The 17432-nt window shown below is 38.9% G+C and carries 16 protein-coding genes and 2 pseudogenes; 15 read left to right on the plus strand and 3 right to left on the minus strand.

Annotation, left to right across the window (positions count from 1 at the left end; all coding sequences use genetic code 11):
* From ACSHXM_RS16650 to ispH, 6 genes and pseudogenes are all read left to right on the plus strand, one after another.
* Positions 1-203, plus strand: a pseudogene (locus tag ACSHXM_RS16650) (murein biosynthesis integral membrane protein MurJ); the annotation flags it as partial.
* Positions 204-355: 152 nt separating this feature from the next.
* Entirely contained in the window at positions 356-1282 is a 927-nt protein-coding gene (ribF, locus tag ACSHXM_RS16655) for a bifunctional riboflavin kinase/FAD synthetase (RefSeq protein ID WP_435690542.1), read from the plus strand.
* 42 nt (positions 1283-1324) lie between these two features.
* Positions 1325-4144: an isoleucine--tRNA ligase gene (ileS, locus tag ACSHXM_RS16660; RefSeq protein WP_435690544.1), complete on the plus strand. Its 2820-nt coding sequence runs from the start codon at positions 1325-1327 to the stop codon at positions 4142-4144.
* A complete protein-coding gene (gene lspA / locus ACSHXM_RS16665; protein ID WP_435690546.1) occupies positions 4137-4631 on the plus strand; it encodes a signal peptidase II in 495 nt (164 codons plus the stop codon). Before ileS ends, lspA begins: the two co-directional genes overlap by 8 nt.
* Positions 4624-5064 (plus strand): FKBP-type peptidyl-prolyl cis-trans isomerase, encoded by a 441-nt coding sequence (gene fkpB / locus ACSHXM_RS16670; protein WP_435690548.1) that lies wholly within the window; start codon positions 4624-4626, stop codon positions 5062-5064. The genes lspA and fkpB overlap by 8 nt, the downstream gene beginning before the upstream one ends.
* Positions 5065-5077: 13 nt before the next feature.
* Positions 5078-6022 carry a 4-hydroxy-3-methylbut-2-enyl diphosphate reductase gene (ispH, locus tag ACSHXM_RS16675; RefSeq protein WP_435690550.1) on the plus strand — a complete coding sequence of 315 codons (945 nt, stop codon included), beginning with the start codon at positions 5078-5080 and terminating at the stop codon, positions 6020-6022.
* On the opposite strand, the gene ACSHXM_RS16680 is transcribed toward ispH, so the two are convergent.
* Entirely contained in the window at positions 6015-6428 is a 414-nt protein-coding gene (locus ACSHXM_RS16680) for a type IV pilin protein (protein WP_435690552.1), read from the minus strand. The two genes, ispH and ACSHXM_RS16680, sit on opposite strands and share 8 nt — an antisense overlap.
* Positions 6429-6528: 100 nt before the next feature.
* Between ACSHXM_RS16680 and ACSHXM_RS16685 the strand changes: the two genes are divergently transcribed.
* From ACSHXM_RS16685 to ACSHXM_RS16725, 9 genes are all read left to right on the plus strand, one after another.
* Positions 6529-7047 (plus strand): GspH/FimT family pseudopilin, encoded by a 519-nt coding sequence (locus tag ACSHXM_RS16685; RefSeq protein WP_435690554.1) that lies wholly within the window; start codon positions 6529-6531, stop codon positions 7045-7047.
* Complete coding sequence (locus ACSHXM_RS16690; RefSeq protein WP_435690556.1) at positions 7041-7667, plus strand: prepilin peptidase dependent protein B; 627 nt, start codon at positions 7041-7043, stop codon at positions 7665-7667. Before ACSHXM_RS16685 ends, ACSHXM_RS16690 begins: the two co-directional genes overlap by 7 nt.
* Positions 7660-8793 (plus strand): hypothetical protein, encoded by a 1134-nt coding sequence (locus ACSHXM_RS16695; RefSeq protein WP_435690558.1) that lies wholly within the window; start codon positions 7660-7662, stop codon positions 8791-8793. Before ACSHXM_RS16690 ends, ACSHXM_RS16695 begins: the two co-directional genes overlap by 8 nt.
* A 5-nt stretch (positions 8794-8798) precedes the next feature.
* On the plus strand, positions 8799-9371 hold the full coding sequence (locus tag ACSHXM_RS16700; RefSeq protein WP_435690560.1) for a type IV pilus modification PilV family protein: 573 nt from the start codon (positions 8799-8801) through the stop codon (positions 9369-9371).
* Between the two features lie 219 nt (positions 9372-9590).
* The gene (locus tag ACSHXM_RS16705; protein ID WP_435690562.1) at positions 9591-10226 is read left to right on the plus strand and encodes a type IV pilus modification PilV family protein; all 636 of its coding nucleotides are present in this window, start codon (positions 9591-9593) and stop codon (positions 10224-10226) included.
* Positions 10223-11080 carry a PilW family protein gene (locus ACSHXM_RS16710; RefSeq protein ID WP_435690564.1) on the plus strand — a complete coding sequence of 286 codons (858 nt, stop codon included), beginning with the start codon at positions 10223-10225 and terminating at the stop codon, positions 11078-11080. Before ACSHXM_RS16705 ends, ACSHXM_RS16710 begins: the two co-directional genes overlap by 4 nt.
* Positions 11077-11658, plus strand: coding sequence for a pilus assembly PilX family protein (locus ACSHXM_RS16715; RefSeq protein WP_435690566.1), 582 nt, complete (start codon positions 11077-11079; stop codon positions 11656-11658). Before ACSHXM_RS16710 ends, ACSHXM_RS16715 begins: the two co-directional genes overlap by 4 nt.
* 13 nt (positions 11659-11671) lie before the next feature.
* Positions 11672-15748 carry a PilC/PilY family type IV pilus protein gene (locus tag ACSHXM_RS16720; RefSeq protein ID WP_435690568.1) on the plus strand — a complete coding sequence of 1359 codons (4077 nt, stop codon included), beginning with the start codon at positions 11672-11674 and terminating at the stop codon, positions 15746-15748.
* Entirely contained in the window at positions 15748-16245 is a 498-nt protein-coding gene (locus ACSHXM_RS16725) for a type IV pilin protein (RefSeq protein WP_435690570.1), read from the plus strand. The genes ACSHXM_RS16720 and ACSHXM_RS16725 overlap by 1 nt, the downstream gene beginning before the upstream one ends.
* A 68-nt stretch (positions 16246-16313) precedes the next feature.
* On the opposite strand, the gene ACSHXM_RS16730 is transcribed toward ACSHXM_RS16725, so the two are convergent.
* Both ACSHXM_RS16730 and ACSHXM_RS16735 read right to left on the minus strand, forming a co-directional pair.
* Positions 16314-16472: a DUF3012 domain-containing protein gene (locus ACSHXM_RS16730; protein WP_435690572.1), complete on the minus strand. Its 159-nt coding sequence runs from the start codon at positions 16470-16472 to the stop codon at positions 16314-16316.
* A gap of 225 nt (positions 16473-16697) precedes the next feature.
* Positions 16698-17432 (minus strand): annotated as a pseudogene (locus ACSHXM_RS16735) (response regulator); the annotation flags it as partial.

The raw sequence follows: 17432 nt of genomic DNA on the forward strand, positions 1-17432 counted from the left end.
AAATTGTATTTTCTAGTCTACTAATGGCAGCCGTTGTTTATCAAATTAACCCAGCATCAAGTATTTGGGTGGACTTCTCTTTCATCCATAAAGTCACTGAATTGAGTAAGTTGATATTTATTGGGGCCTTTATTTTTGTTGTTTCATTATTGATTTTGGGTGTACGTAAGAGCAGTTTTACAAGTAAATCATCAGCCATTTAAAAGTTGCCAAGCTAGACGGAATAATAAATATCTAAGTTACCTAGTTTTACATCTTTCAATCAGGCTACAGTCAGTTATAATTCCGCCCCTTTGAATAATTTTCGAATATTGAGCTAACTAGCTGTTGATATCCCTAACAATAGAGAATTTAAGTGGAACTGATCCGCGGTATACATAACCTTAAAGATGTCCATAAAGGCTGTGTGTTAACAATTGGTAAGTTTGATGGTGTTCATTTAGGGCATCAGGCAGTGTTAGGTCAAGTAGTGGCTAAGGCTAAAACACTTAATTTACCTGCAACAGTTATGGTTTTTGAACCACAGCCTGAAGAGTTATTTACTCCTGAATTAGCTCCAGCTCGGTTGAGCTTGTTGCGAGATAAATATACCCAACTTAAAAAGTTGGGGGTTGATCGATTGTTATGTATCAAGTTTGACTTGGCCTTTGCTGCATTTAGTGCCAGTGAATTTGTAGAAAATTTATTGGTAGAACAACTCGGTTGTAAGTTTTTAGTTGTAGGTGATGATTTTCGTTTTGGCCAAGGCCGAGTTGGTGACTTTTCCATGTTACAGAGCATGGGAAAAAAATGTTTATTCGATGTTGCCAGTACACAAAGCTTTCAAATGAAAAATTGTCGAATTAGTTCGACAGCGATACGTGAAGCGTTAAACGATGATGATTTTGCCTTAGCTAAACAGATGTTAGGCAGAGATTTCACTATAGCGGGTAAGGTATTACATGGTGACAAAAGAGGGCGAACTATTGGTTTTCCCACAGCTAATGTTTTACTTAAACGTTGCAAGGCTCCAGTTAATGGTGTGTTTGCCGTAAATGTCAGGGTGCGAGATTGTATCTATCCTGGTGTGGCGAATGTGGGTCATAGGCCGACAGTAAATGGCCAGCGTTCACAGTTAGAAGTACATATCTTTAATTTTAATGAAAATTTGTATGGGCAATTTATTTCAGTGGCTCTTATTCATAAAATTAGAGAAGAAATGAAGTTTGATTCTTTTGAATTGCTTCATCAACAAATACAACAAGATGCGATTGAAGCTAAGCAGCTATTAGCCGTGTCTTAGCATAATGACAGTAACTATTGACCAATTTGGATTTAACCAAAAATGAGTGATTATAAACATACCTTGAATTTGCCAGAAACTAGTTTTCCAATGCGTGGAAACTTAGCTCAGCGTGAGCCGAAAATGCTTAACACATGGACTGAGAAAAAACTTTATCAGCAAATTCGTGAAGCTAAAAAAGGGTGTAAACCTTTTATTCTGCATGATGGCCCTCCTTATGCGAATGGTGATATTCATATTGGTCACGCGGTAAACAAAATATTAAAAGACATTATTGTTAAATCTAAAACTTTGTCTGACTTTGACGCTCCTTATGTCCCAGGCTGGGATTGTCATGGTTTACCGATTGAGTTGATGGTCGAGAAAAAAGTAGGCAAGCCAGGCAAAAAAGTCACTGCCGCTCAATTTAGACAGAAATGTCGTGATTATGCAGAAAAACAAATTGCCGGGCAAAAAGCTGACTTCATCCGCTTGGGTGTTTTAGGCGAGTGGGATAAACCTTACAAAACGATGGACTTTGCCTCCGAAGCCAACATTATCCGTGAATTAGGGCATGTTGTTCGTTCTGGTCACCTTGAAAAAGGGTTTAAACCTGTGCATTGGTGCACAGATTGTGGTTCTGCATTAGCGGAAGCAGAAGTGGAATATCAAGATAAAAATTCCCCTTCAATCGATGTTCGTTTTAAAGCTGTTGATGCCCAAAAGGTAGCTGCTTGTTTTGCAGCAGATGATGCAACAGGAAATGTGTCTTTTGTTATTTGGACCACAACGCCTTGGACTATGCCCGCTAACAGAGCTGTGTGTATTCACCCAGAGTTAGAATACAGCCTAGTACAAGTAACCAGTGAGAATACTGATGAATGTTTGATTCTTGCTACAGATTTAATTGCTGATTGTATAGCTAGGTTTGGTATTGAAGAATACAAAGTTTTAGGCATTTGCAAAGGTCAGTCTCTTGAAAACCAGCAGTTAAACCACGCTTTCTACGATTTTACCGTACCGGTTATCTTAGGTGATCATGTTACCACTGAGTCGGGTACAGGTTGTGTACATACGGCACCTGGACATGGTGTTGACGATTTTAATGTGGGCAAAAAATACGGTCTAGAAGTGGCCAACCCAGTGGGCGCTAATGGTGTTTATTTGGAAGGTACGGAGTTATTTGCTGGCCAACATGTGTTTAAAGCCAATGATCACGTAGTAGAAGTACTTAAAGAACACGGTGCTTTGTTGCACCACCATGTTTATAACCATAGTTACCCTCATTGCTGGCGTCACAAAACACCTATTATTTTTCGCGCTACTCCTCAGTGGTTTATAAGCATGGATAAAAACGGTTTACGTGAAGAATCAATTAAAGAAATTCATAATACGCAGTGGATCCCTGAATGGGGTGAGAGTCGCATAGAAACTATGGTAAGTGGTCGTCCCGACTGGTGTATTTCTCGTCAACGTACTTGGGGTGTACCTATTGCATTATTTGTGCATAAAGACACGGGCGATTTACACCCAAGAACAGATGAGTTATTAGAAGAAGTCGCCAAACTTGTTGAACAAAAAGGTATTCAAGCTTGGTGGGATATTGAACCAGAATCATTGATTGGTGATGATGCTGAAACATTTGTTAAAGTGCCTGATACCTTAGATGTTTGGTTTGATTCTGGTGTTACCCACTATTTTGTTGTTGATCAACGAGATGATATTCCTGCGAGTGCTGATTTGTATTTAGAAGGCTCGGACCAGCATCGTGGTTGGTTTATGTCGTCGTTAATGACGTCGGTCGCCACTAAAGGCCATGCTCCTTATAAACAAGTGTTAACCCATGGGTTTACTGTTGATGGGGAAGGCAAAAAAATGTCTAAATCAATAGGCAATACCATTGCACCTCAACAAGTCACCGGAAAGTTAGGTGCTGATATTTTGAGGTTGTGGGTGGCATCTACTGATTATCGTAGTGAAATAGCCGTATCGGATGAAATCTTGAATCGTTCAGCTGACGCCTATAGACGTATTCGTAACACGGCTAGATTTTTACTAGCTAACTTGAATGGCTTTGATCCAAGCAAAGACCTTGTAGCTATTGACGACATGGTTGAATTAGATAAATGGGCAGTAGGCCGCGCTTATTCAATGCAACAAGATATCATTGAAGCATATGAAAATTATGACATGTTGGTCGTGACTCAAAAACTAATGCAGTTTTGTTCAATTGAGTTAGGTAGTTTTTATTTAGATATCATTAAAGATAGACAATATACCGCTAAAGGTGACAGTCATGCTCGTCGTTCTTGTCAGTCGGCCTTGTATCATATTATTGAAGCTTTAGTGCGTTGGATGGCACCTATTACTAGTTTCACTGCACAAGAGTTATGGCAAGAAATGCCGTGGCAGAAAGACGAGTTTGTGTTTACTGATAAATGGTATACGGGATTAAGTGAAGTGAACTTGACCGGGACATTTGATAATAGTTTTTGGGATCAAATCTCAGCAGTTAAAAACGAAGTAAACCGATGTATCGAAGCTGCTCGTAAAGATGGTCAAATTAAAGGTTCGTTACAGGCTGATGTGACGCTTTACGTAACACCAGATGTTGCCAGTTTGTTAGCTCAACTTAAAGACGAATTAAGGTTTGTATTGATCACGTCCTCGGCCAATGTAGTTGAAGTGAATGAAGCTCCTAGTGGTGTAGCAGAAACTGAACTTAAAGGTTTATGGGTGCAAGTGGCGGTATCCTCAGCTGAAAAATGTAGTCGTTGTTGGCATCATAGAGAAGATGTTGGAACAGACGATAAACACCCTGAACTATGTGTTCGTTGTGTTGATAATGTTGATGGTGAAGGTGAAAAACGCGCTTATGCTTAATTTGTTCACTCAAACCGGTTGGCGGTTTTTGTGGCTGGCAGTGATAGCCGTGAGTTTGGATCAATACACTAAAACATTAGTGGTGAGTAAAATAGAATTGTATCAGGCTGTGCAAGTCACGCCTTTTTTTAACCTTACTCATGTTTATAACTATGGTGCCGCATTTAGTTTTTTGCATGATGCTGGTGGTTGGCAACGATGGTTTTTTACTGTGATTGCCATATTGGTCACTAGCTTAGTGTTGTGGTGGCTAAAACAAACATCGAGGCAACAAGTTATTTTGCCCGTGGCATTTAGTTTAATTGTAGGCGGTGCTATTGGTAATGCATACGATCGAATAGTACATGGCTATGTAATTGATTTTTTAGTGGTTTATTACGATGATTGGTATTGGCCTGCTTTCAATATTGCCGACAGTGCAATATGTGTTGGCGCGGTTTTACTAATTATCGATATGTTTAAAAATAAAGAGGAAGAACATGACTGAGCTTGTGGAAATTAAACAAAATAGCGAAGTGGTGTTACATTTCGATTTAAAACTTGCTGATGGATCTGCCGCAGACAGTACGCGGGTAAATGATAAACCCGCAAAATTGGTTATCGGTGATGGAAACCTAACCCAAAGTTTTGAAAACTGTTTGTTGGGCCTTAAAACAGGTGATAAAAAGTCGTTTACTTTAAATCCAGATGAAGCTTTTGGGCAACCTAATCCTGATAATATCTATTATATGGAAAAAAGTAAGTTTGGTTCCGATACACCTGCCGAAGAAGGCATGATCTTAGCTTTTACTCAGCCAGATGGCTCTGAATTACCCGGTATAGTAAGAGAGGTTGGTGGTGAGTCAGTCACAGTTGATTTTAATCATCCGTTGGCAGGGCAGGTGATCACTTTTGATGTTGAAATATTGTCGGTTAATTAGGGTTTAAAAATATATGCAAATTCATTTAGCTAATCCTCGTGGTTTTTGTGCCGGTGTTGACCGAGCTATAACGATAGTTGAGCGGGCCCTAGAGATGTTTCCAGCACCTATTTATGTACGACATGAAGTTGTACATAATAAATTCGTTGTTGATGGGCTTAAAACTAGAGGGGCCGTGTTTGTAGATGAGTTGTCTGAAGTGCCTGACGACAGCATAGTTATTTTTTCTGCACACGGCGTTTCTCAAGCCGTCAGAGGCGAAGCAAGTCATCGAGGATTAAAAGTTTTTGATGCGACCTGTCCTTTAGTGACGAAAGTACATATGGAAGTGATGCGAGCCAGTAAAAAAGGCATTGAATGTATATTGATAGGTCATAGTGGCCACCCTGAAGTTGAAGGCACTATGGGACAATATGATAACGCCGCTGGTGGAATTTATCTTGTAGAATCCGCTAATGACGTGGATAGTTTAGAAGTCAAAGATAGCTCCCAACTTTATTATTGTAGCCAAACGACTTTATCGGTAGATGATACCGCTGACGTTATTGACGCTTTGCGTAAAAAGTTTCCTTCAATTGATGGTCCACGTAAAGATGATATTTGTTATGCCACGCAAAACCGTCAGGACTCTGTAAGAGATTTGTCTTCTGATTGTGATTTATTGTTAGTGGTAGGGGCTCAAAATAGTTCCAATTCGAATCGATTAAGGGAGTTAGCTGAAAAAATTGGTGCTAAAGCATATTTGATAGCCGACGCCAATTGTATTCAAAAAGAATGGTTAACCAACGCCAAAAATATCGGTATTACTGCAGGTGCATCGGCACCAGAAGTGCTTGTGCAAGGTGTTGTGAATCGTTTGAAAGAATGGGGAGCCTCGCACGCAATTGAAAGACCAGGTAGAGAAGAGAATATCGAATTTGCAGTACCTAAAGAGTTACGTGTGAAACAAGTTACCTAAAACAATTTGCGGGTACTTTTTGCATCGATTGATTAATACTCAGCACTTTACACGTTTTATCTGCTAACTGGCTTCCTTTCGCCGTGGCCACTAATTCATAGGTGGTGGCCGAAACCTTGTTGACTGAAAACGTATAATATTCACTTGTTGGTAAACTCAGTTCTTTTGTTATGGCATAACTGGTGTTTTTTGTTCTAAAACCTTCCTGTTGTAGCTTCAATCTTAACAATTGATTGATGCCGTCATTTCTCCTAGATTGTTGAATTTGGTTTTGAAATGATGGAAATACAAGGGTCGAAATTACCCCAATAATAGCGACAACCATCATTAATTCTATCAAGGTCAATCCATTACACGTTTTTGAGGTGTATTGATTAGGATCAAAATCTTCCGTTTGATTATTCATGTTCACTTCCTAGGTGTGTTTTTTCTGAATTACACTATATTTACTCTAAGGGATTAAATTATAGGCGTGTTTCAACAATACGCTAAGTATGGATACTGTCATGGTTAAACTTCATGGTCTTACTCTACTAGAGTTATTAGTCACCATTTCTGTTTTGGTGTTATTAGTTACTTTAGCTTCTCCTGCGTATAACGCGATTCAAAGAAACATTCAGTTAAAAGCCGTTGTTGAAAATCATTATTTTGCATTACAACAAGCAAGGTATTCTGCGATTTCTAACAAAGTTGACGTAGGGATATTTTTTCAAGGCGGTAAAAACTGGTGTGGAGGACTAAGTGATATCGGTAAATGTGACTGTTCTATCTTGAATAGTTGCACTCTAAACGGAACAGAACAATTACTCACTTCTAACGATTACCCATTTATTTCATTAACGAACATTAAGTTTGGTCAAGATAGTGCCGCATTATTTGATGGTGTGCGTGGTTTATCAATTGGCCATGCTGGTTCAGTTACATTTTCTGATGGTGAACGTCAACTTAAACTCGTCCTAAGTAATATGGGAAGGATCAGAATTTGTGGTGTTGTTGCTCCTGTAGGGGGATATAAAAAATGTTGAGACTCGGAGCACAACAAGGCGCTAGTTTAGTCGAGCTTATGATCTCAATGGCCTTAGGTTTTGCATCGCTCACAGCGATGACATCGTTAGTCGCTCACGGAATTAGTTTAAATAATAGTTTAATGGCTAAGTCTCGTTTGGATGAAGAAATAAATGGTGTTCTGGCTGTTATACATCAGGATATCAGACGTGCTGGATATCATGGTAGCACCGAAAAAATGGTGTTGGACCCTGTTACATTCGTTAATCCATTTGCAAACAGTATCAAGGTGTCCTCTTTTGGTACTGAGCAATCTGAGAGTTGTATTACATTTGCTTACGACCGAAATCACAATGGTTTACTCGATAACACTCTGATAAACGAGGAGTTTGGTTTTAGACTAAAAAATAAGGCCATTGAAGTCCGAGTGGATGGTTTTACTTGTGCACAGGGCTATTGGCAAGATCTTACCGATCCCCAAGTGGTAGTCGTAAAAGCTTTGTCATTCAAAACTGAAAAGCTAATCAATCAAGGGATCGGTTTTTTAAGAATACAAGTAAACCTAGAAGCTGAATTAAGTCATTATCCCGAGTTTTCAAAACACGTCAGTACTTATGTATTAGTCAAAAATTATGAGTAATTTGAGATCTCAACTCCTTGGTTTTAGATTACAGCAAAGAGGCGCTGTAATCTTGATGACGGTAACACTTTTATTGCTCATAGTGACGTTAACGACCTTGTACACAGGTAGAAGTCAAACATTTGAACATAGAATCATAGTGAATAATCAGAACCATAAAATGGCGTTAATATCAGCTGAAGCAGGGATTCAAAAACAGATTGCTGAATTGCGAGTCAACGCACAATTAATTGCACCATCTGTTTCAGAAACACTCGATAATAAAAGTACAATCGTTTTAAACGTTAACAATAAAAGTACTCCTAGCGTATTGGGGACTCGTAACATTGTTACACTATCTTCTAAAGGAACATCCCCTGATGGCTTAGTTTCGATAACGTTGACAGAACAATTCCTTATTCATCCATTATTGTTTAATTTACCTATTGCGCCACTTATTGTTGAACAAGGTGTATTAATGCCTAGTGAATTCGAGATTGTTGCTAATTCAAATGGTTTAGGAGCAGGTCATTCACTTTCTATTTGGTCAGACAAAGATGTGTTTATGTCTACTACAAGCAGAACCTGTGAGTTAAATGCGTTTTTAGTAGGTACCTGTGCTTCTAATTTCATATCCAACCACTTAACTCAATCGACTGATATCCAACAACACTCTTCGACCTTCCCAACAAACATATGGGGGTATTTGTTTAATGCGCCTATGACTGAAATAGAACATCTGCATTTACATGCTGATAAAGCGTTGACAGATTGCAATTCTCTAAATAGTTTTAGCCGTGGCTTAATATGGGTGAAAGGTTTATGTTCTGTCAGTTTAGGTGAACGCATAGGCTCACAATCTGCTCCTTTAATATTAATTGTTCAAGATGGAGACCTGCTTTTCGCTAAAGACGTACTCATGTACGGCATGTTGTTTTCCTATCGCTCTCCAACTGCAATAAGCAACCCTACGGTAGCCATGTCGTCTGGAGCACAAGTTACTGGGGCCTTAATTTCAAATCATCAATTCGACCAAATAGGAGACCAATTAAGGGTCGTATATGATCAAACTGTTTTAGAAAACTTAATGACCCAAAATGAACTACAACGAGTTGCCCGTATACCTGGCAGTTGGAGAGACCATTAAACAATATGTATATAGAAAAAGGGTTCTCTTTAGTTGAAGTTTTAGTCTCATCATTAATGATAATGTTGGGAGTTACTGGTTATGTTACTTTGCAATCAGAGTACGTTATAGCGGATAGAAATTTAAACTTGCGATATTTGGCTATGCAATTAGCAGAAGACAAGTTAAACGATTTGTCTTATTACGAACAGCTGATATCACAAGCTAATAAAAGAGCTTATAAAGACATCGAAAGTAATGCTGGTGGTAATATTGTTGCAGGCGTAAAGTCCATACGACTATCCAACAATGCGAGTGATGTACATTTGTTTGAATTAGATTGGATAGTGTCAGATTTATTCTATGTAGATAGCAACTTTGATGATATTGCTGATTTATGGGTTAGCAAAGGTGAACAATTTTTTCCTAAAGTTGAGCCTTTAGTTTCAGATCTTAAAAAGGTAAATATCAAAGTTAAGTGGTTGGAGTTAGGTGGATCGCCACAACAAATTATACTGAATAGTTATATTGCGCCGATACCTGTTCATAATAGTTTTAAGGTGCTGTTCAAAGAAAACAGTATAGACGCTGTTCCGTAATACTTTTTAGAGCTTGATTTATAAGCGTATTTTACTTTTGAAGCCTTGATAGCATAGTATTTTTCTAAACATCAGGAATTCATTCAATTGTTAAAATATATACCTTTACTCAGCCCTCAATAACTATTTTTGTATTTTATTGGCTAACATACTCATATGAAGAAATTTATTGAATTTGTGTTTGAAGCTAAATCAACGATTAAATATTAATAGTGTGAGATGTCCGTGAAACAAAATAGCAGGTATAGATTAAATAAACGTCAACAGGGCGTTGGTATGATTGAAGTTCTAATCACATTATTTATATTGTCTGTAGGTTTATTGGGTGTCGCATATTTACAACTTGTTGGTTCATTCACAAACTCCGAAGCATTAAGTCGTTCACAGTCAGTATTAGTTGCGCAGCAAATAACAGAGCGATTGAGAGCCAATGCTGTCTTTAGCCCTATAGGAGATGGGTTAGTCGTTCATAACGACTACTTTTCTGCGAGTACTTATAACTTTTCTGGATTAAGTTGTGCTTCTGGCTTACCACATACTTGTTATTGCCTCAGTCTCCCGGCCAGTATGCCAAATTGTAGTAACAATACTTGTAGCGCTGCTGAGATCGCAGCTTTGGATGGATATGAAACCTCTTGTTCTGCAGTTGCCGCTAATCCAGATATAAAAATTGAAGTGAGTTGTGCTGATAACAATTTAGCTGATATTCACGCTTGCAGCGTCGGCTCCAAACTTGACGTGACTTTAACCTGGCCTGTTCAAAAATGGCAAAATATAGAACGAACTCTCAATGCGAATTGCAATATTGGCAAATCCTCGCCCCATGACTGTGTTTCAGTAGAATTAACACTATGAAAAAACAACAAGGTTTTACGCTAATTGAATTAATGATTTCCTTAACTTTAGGATTGATTTTATCAGCTTCCATTATCCAGGTGATGATAAGTAATAATGCAACTGAGCGTGTAAATAGAGCGTTAGCGTCTGCACAAGAAAATGGTCGTTTCATAATATCGCGTCTTCGTGGTGAATTGTTAATGACGGGGCGCTACGACCAGATGTCGCCGAACTTAAATACCAATGTTGACACAGTTGTTGAAGCTGCGTTTGTACTTAACACCCCGGTTCCGTTACCAGGTGATTTTGCTAGTGCCGCAGCTAAGGGAGCAATTGAAGGAGGTACAGGTGCCAGTGATACACTAATGGTATCTATGTTAGCAACTCAAGATTGCAGAGGTTTACGTTTTGGCTATGCTGCGAATGAAGAATTTTTCGTAGTGAATGAATATTTTCTAGATGGTTCTTCTTTAAAGTGCCGGGGATTTGATGGCCGTGTCTTACAAGGTCAAAAAGTGGCGGTTGGAAATGACTCAGATAAGGCCTATACAATTCTAGACGATGTGAATAGTTTTCAGGTGCAATATGGCATTACAGATGATTTTGCCAATACCGACAATTCAGCCCGCCCAGTACAATATGTCACTGCTGACGCATTGGCTGCTGCTAAAGTCGCAGGAGCTGAAGTTGTTGCCATTAGGGTCGCGGTATTAGTTAAGGCCGATTCTGACATAGTGATATCCCCAACGCCTAGTTTTAAATTGTTAAATGAAGCCCCTATTACACCTTCAGATAAACGCTTATTCAAACAGTTTGAAACCACTATCATCTTAAGAAATAGTAAAAACAAAATACGAAGTAGAAATATATGACATTTAATAAAAGGTTAAAAAACTCTGGAATGGTCATGGTCTTCGCACTATTGATTCTCATGAGTTTAACAATATTAGGCGTATCTTCTGTATCGAGCAGTTTGATGCAAAGCAAAATGGCTGGGTCAATGGAACAACGTTCGTTAGCCTTTGATGCCGCAGAGTCTGCAATTGGCGCCGTTATGTTTGAATCTGAAGATAAAACATTGTTGAGTAATGATGCACTTAACGATCCTTTGTCTGACGCACGAGCTGGGACACAAATTGATTTAACTGTTCAAGACTTGAGTTGCTTCGAAAATGCTACTTGGACGAATCGTAGCCTGACTAACAGCGGGTTAACTAAAAATACCCAGCACTTATCCTCAGGTAATTATAGTGATAAACCTGTTGTTAAAAGTTGGTCTAGGACCGCTTTTGTAAGAGAGCAATCATGTGTGGGTTCTAGCAACGTAATTGGTGGCAGCAATATTAGTTGCCATGTATTTATTATTAAAGGTTGTGGCCAGGTGCAAGACCACAAATATGTGGTGGCAAATAGCCAAAATGCTTCTGTGTTTGCTCCGGCAACGCAGTAAACAGGAGAAGAAAATGAAACTTCTTAACAAATTTAAATTAGCTATCGGATTTTCATTAAGTTTTAGTGTAACCGTTTTAGCCGATGACCTTGAAATCTATTTAGGCAATGCTGGCAGCGCAGTGACTTATGATCCTAATGTACTATTTATTATGGATACATCAGGCAGTATGACAGGTAAGGATGGTGGAACCGAAACTCGAATGCTAAGAGTACAAAATGCTCTGAAACAAACATTGAACTCGGTCACTAATATCAATGCAGGTTTAATGCGTTTCTCTGATTATGGTGGGCCAATATTGTATCCGGTTAGACCAATCGATGATTCGGTTTCCCCGGAAATAATTACTTCTATTTCTCAGGGGACAGATGATGCTTACGAAATTGGTTCTTCAGTAAACACTGGTAGTAATTCTTTAAAACTGACTGATGGGACTAACAAAGTTACCCTAGGTTTGCGATTTCAAGATTTGAACATTCCTAGAGGGGCAACAGTTACCAGAGCCTACGTACGATTTAATTCAAATGGTTATAACGCTGGTGCAACTGATTTAACATTTAGTGGGGAGTTGGTAGGAGATGCCACTACTTTCAGTACCGCGGCTAACGATATTTCTGGCAGAACCAAAACAACGAATAGTGTTTTATGGGATGCCGATAACGTTTGGCCAGTAACCAATGAGACAATTTCTTCTCCTGATTTAACTTCAGTGGTCCAAGAAATTGTTGATCAGTCTGCTTGGTGTGGTGGAAACTCCCTTAATGTTTTAATTGAAGGAGATGGGGCATCTAGTGGCAGTGCAAGGATAACCACTGCATTTGAACAAGGCTCAGGATTAACGCCACAATTAGTAGTAGTCTATGACGAATCTACGGCAAATGGCTGTGTAAAGGGTAGTCTAAGTTATCAAGTTAGTTCACAAAGAAACAATGCTGAAGAAAGATCTGATGGTTATCAATCTACAGGAAGTGAACTTACTTTTAGGGATAGTTCAAACAAGTACATAGGCGTTAGGTTTAGAAATGTTGCCATACCTCAAGGGGCATCGATAGCCAATGCATATTTAGAGTTCACTGCATACCAAACAAGCTCCAGTGATTACGCGTCTTTTAATATTTCAGGTGTTAACGAAGACGATCCTGGCAGCTTTAACAATTACACTCGCTACAAACTTAGAGACAAATCTAAAACAGGCGCTGTTGCCTGGACGAACATTCCTAGGTGGATAAAAGATTATACTTATCAAAGCCCCTCTATCACTTCTGTTGTGCAATCAATAGTTAATCGAACAGGTTGGAATTCGGGCAATGATATGATGATGGTTTTTTCAAATTTTGTGGGGATTAGAGGAGCATATACTTATAATGGTAAGCCATCTGGTACTGCTAGATTAGTGATTGAGTTTGAAGGTGCCGCAACACCAGGGCAGACCTCAACAGTGAGAGATCACTTAATTAGCCAAGTAGACTCTTTAGCAGCTAATGGTTATACCCCCATAGTGGATACTTTATTGGAAGGTGCGAATTATTTTGGTGGCTTAGATGTGGACTATGGTCGGCATAGAGGGCAGTCAAATGTAAACTCAACTATTCGACGTAATACTCGGGTCAGCCATCGTTTATCCTATATAGGCGCTGATTCCGTGCTGCCTTCTGGATGTAGTGTAGATAACTTGAGTAGTTCAGATTGTGTGAATGAATATATCCCGACAGGTGCTAAGTACATTAGTCCAGTTACTGATAAGGTTTGTCAAACCAATAACCATATAGTGCTTTTATCTGATGGTGTGGCCAATAACAACCACAGTGTCAGTAAAATTGAGACATTATTGGGCATCAATTGTCGCGGTTCTGGTGGAGAGAAATGTGGTTTAGATTTAGCCAAAAATATAGGTGACGCTGATGATTCTAAGATTGATACACGAGTGTTTACCCACACCATAGGTTTCTCGGCAGGCTCTACAGCTAATGCCTTTTTGAATGATTTGGCAATTAACGGTAATGGCGATTTTTACACCGCTGACAATACAGCTGATTTGGTAGACGTATTTTCATCTATTTTAAAAACAGTAAAAGATGTGAATGCCACCTTTGTATCTCCAGGTGTGGCAGTGAACCAATTAAATCGATTAACCCATAATGACGAATTATATTTTGCTCTATTCAAACCTGCGGAGGGCACCATTTGGCCAGGTAATGTCAAACGATACCGCTTAGATGGTTCGGATATTTTAGATAAAAATGGCTTAAATGCTGTGGACAGTGTAACTGGCTTTTTTAACGATGGTTCACATAGCTTTTGGTCTTTATTAGCCGACGGTAATGATGTTAGAAGTGGTGGTGCAGCGGGTAAAATGGGGTTACCAAGAGACGCGTATGTCGTCAACGGCTCAGGCACAATTATTCAATCGTCTAATTTATTACATGAATCAAATACTAATTTAACCATCGCTGATTTAGCAGTAGCTTCGGCAGCTGATCCCACAGCTACTCGAGAAACTGTTTTAAAATGGGCTCGTGGTGTTGATGTGAAAGACGATGATGCTGATGGTTTAGCAGACGATGTTCGAGAAGCCATGGGAGACCCTATTCATTCTCAGCCGGTTATCGTTAATTATTCATTAACGGATAGTGCGGTATTTGTGGCAACTAATCATGGTTTTTTACACTCATTTGATCCAACGACAGGTGAAGAAAACTTTGCGGTTATCCCTAAAGATTTGCTGAGTAATCTGTATGGACTATATAAGGACTCTTCAACTTTCTCCCATATTTATGGTTTAGACGGAGACATGGTATTAAGAACTGTCGGTTCTAATATGTACTTATATGTAGGGATGCGTCGTGGTGGCAGAAACTACTATGCCTTTGATATAACAAATAAAACCTCACCAAAATTAATGTTCGAAATTAAAGGTGGAGTAGGTGATTTCGCTCAATTAGGACAAACTTGGTCAAAGCCAACCGTTACTAAAATTAGAGTAGGGGCTACAAGTAAGACAGTATTAATATTTGGTGGTGGGTATGACGAAGATCAGGACAGTAAATTACTGCGAAGTGCCGATACAGTGGGTAACGCTGTTTACATAGTCGACGCTGACACCGGATCATTAATTTGGAGCTCTAGCAAAACAGGGGCAGACCTAAATTTAGCTGATATGCAATATAGTATCCCAGCTAGAATTTCGGTAATTGATCGAGAGAATGATGGGTTTGCTGACCATATGTACGTTGCAGATACTGGAGGCCAATTATTTAGGTTAGATATTCATAATGGAGAGTCTGTGAGTGATTTAGTGACTGGTGGTTTACTGGCTGATTTTGGTGGTAATACTGAAGCCAGTAATAGACGATTCTACTATGGCCCAGATGTTTCTGAAGTGAGTTTAGCTGATGAGCATTATTATGCTGTGGCTGTTGGCTCTGGCTATCGTGCACACCCTTTAAATACTACAATCGAAGATCATTTCTACATGATAAAAGACAAAGGTGTATTTGAGGTTGATGTTAATGGATTTAATACATTGCCTAGCATGCCATATACTTTAACTGATTTATACGACGCAACGGATCACTTACTGACCTCCTCAAACACAACGACCAAAGAGTTAGAGGCTTTGGAATTTGCAACCAAGGAGGGATGGATGATCAAATTGACTACAGGTGGAGAAAAAGTATTAGCTTCTCCATTAATTCTGGATTACCAAATAGTATTTACAACCTATTTACCTGCTTCGGCGAGTAGCAGTTCCTGTGCTCCGCCTACTGGTAATAGTCGCGCTTATTTAGTGCAGTTAATTAATGGGAATTCAGTGTCTGATTTGAATCAAAATAACACTCAAGAACATGTTGACCGTCATGCTCAATTAAAACAAACGGGTATCGCACCAGATACAAAAATACTGATTGAAGATATTATTAAACCTATAATATGTTTGGGTACTGAATGCGCGTCTACTGTTATAGAATTAGATTCAAATGGTAATAAAAAAGCTTGTGGTTCTGAGTTTGAATGTTTGGCTGAAAATATTCATAGTAATTTCGAGCGAGTTCAAAAAAGTAGTTGGAAAACAGAAACTGAGAGACCGTAATGAGTCGATTAAATAAAAGAGTAGAAGTAAACGCAAAGACAAAGACACAAACACGAGGGTTTACTTTAGTTGAGTTAATGGTTGTCGTTGCCATTGTAGGGGTCTTAACAATGTTTGCTTACCCGAGTTATCAAGGGTTTATAAAAAGCAGTAATCGAGCAACAGCGCAAGCCGATTTAATGAGTTTAGGTGCAGCAATGGAGCGACATAAAGCTGCTTCTTTTACCTACAAAGGTGCAGCGCAATCAGCGGCAGATACGGGTACTCCAGGTGTGTTTTTGGGGCACTCTCCTTCAGCGGAGCCGTACGCTAATCGGTCATATGATTTATTAATTACCGTCGCAACGGGAACTAGCTATGTTGTTGAAGCTCGGCCACTATCTAGCAGTGTGCAAGCTGGAGACGGCAGTGTTTACTTATATGGAGACGGCAGGCGAGCTTGGGATTCAAATAGCAACGGCAGTATAGGGAATAACGAATTTTGTTGGAAGTGTTAAAGATCGAATGAAAAAACAGGTGAAATGACTCACTTTCACCTGTTATATTTTATCTAGGAGCTAAATCATTAAAAAATGCAGTGTTTAGCAAAGTCTTTGGCTTCTGAAGCTGTCCAGTCTCCTTTAGGTTTTTCTTTCATATCTGCACACCATTCAGGGCTTCCCACTTCTGGGGCACAACCTACAAATACACAACTTATTAACGCTAGTGCGATTAACTTTTTCATTTTTATTCCTAAACATTTATTAAAATTTCCAAGCATTTAATCCTACCTTAAATAAGTGCATTAATACGAATGAAATTTAGTTTTTACCGTATCAATTGAAAACTAGCCTTACCTTCTACCAAACTGCTCATGTGTTCTCGAAAGGCAAATATTAGAGGCTTATTTTCAGTGTTATTGATGTCGATAAGGGCAGAACGGTTCTCTGTAATCAATACTTGGGTTTTGTTACGCTTCTTTTTCAATGATGCCCAATTCGTAAATAGATTTTTTATATCCAGTGAAATTTTTAAGTTGATTTTTCTTTAATTCTTCATTGTCTAACATCTTGATGCAATTGTGCACTTGTTGTTCTTCTTCTTCAGTTAAATCAATTGCTTCCGCTAGTTTTACCAGCACTTTAAGCAAACTTAACGCTATATTAGCGTTAGTTGGCGTAAGCTGAAATGCTTGACACAACAAGTTATAGGCTGGTTTGTATCGTCTGTTTTTATAATGGGCAGAAGCCATTTCGCCTAACTCTTTAGGCGTATATCGCACACTCTGACGTTCTTTGGATTCTTGTTCGAGGTATTCGGATAATACTTTTCCGGTAAAGGAGTCATGCTTAAAATCAGTTTTAAGTTGATCTAATAATGTCATGGAGTTTTCCCATAGACCCACTTCATGGAACGCTTTAATTTTATCTAGGTTATCTTCAAAAGCTGGGACTATTTTAACTTTGACACTTTTTTCCATTAAGGCTTCAGCTTCTTCCTTTTTATTTTTTAAATTCAGAATTCGAGCTTTGATGACAGTTAGCTGCTCAGTAAGATCACTAGCTGTACTATATTCATTTAACATTCTGTTAATTGTGCGTTCTGTAGAAGTAAGTAACTTTTCCGCTTCGATTTCAGACATGGTTGTCGCGAGATCAATAGAAGAGCGAATAACATTAACTGTGAGCTCCGGAGAGTCATGGAT

The organism is Paraglaciecola sp. (genome assembly GCF_051252315.1).
Lineage (GTDB): Bacteria > Pseudomonadota > Gammaproteobacteria > Enterobacterales > Alteromonadaceae > Paraglaciecola.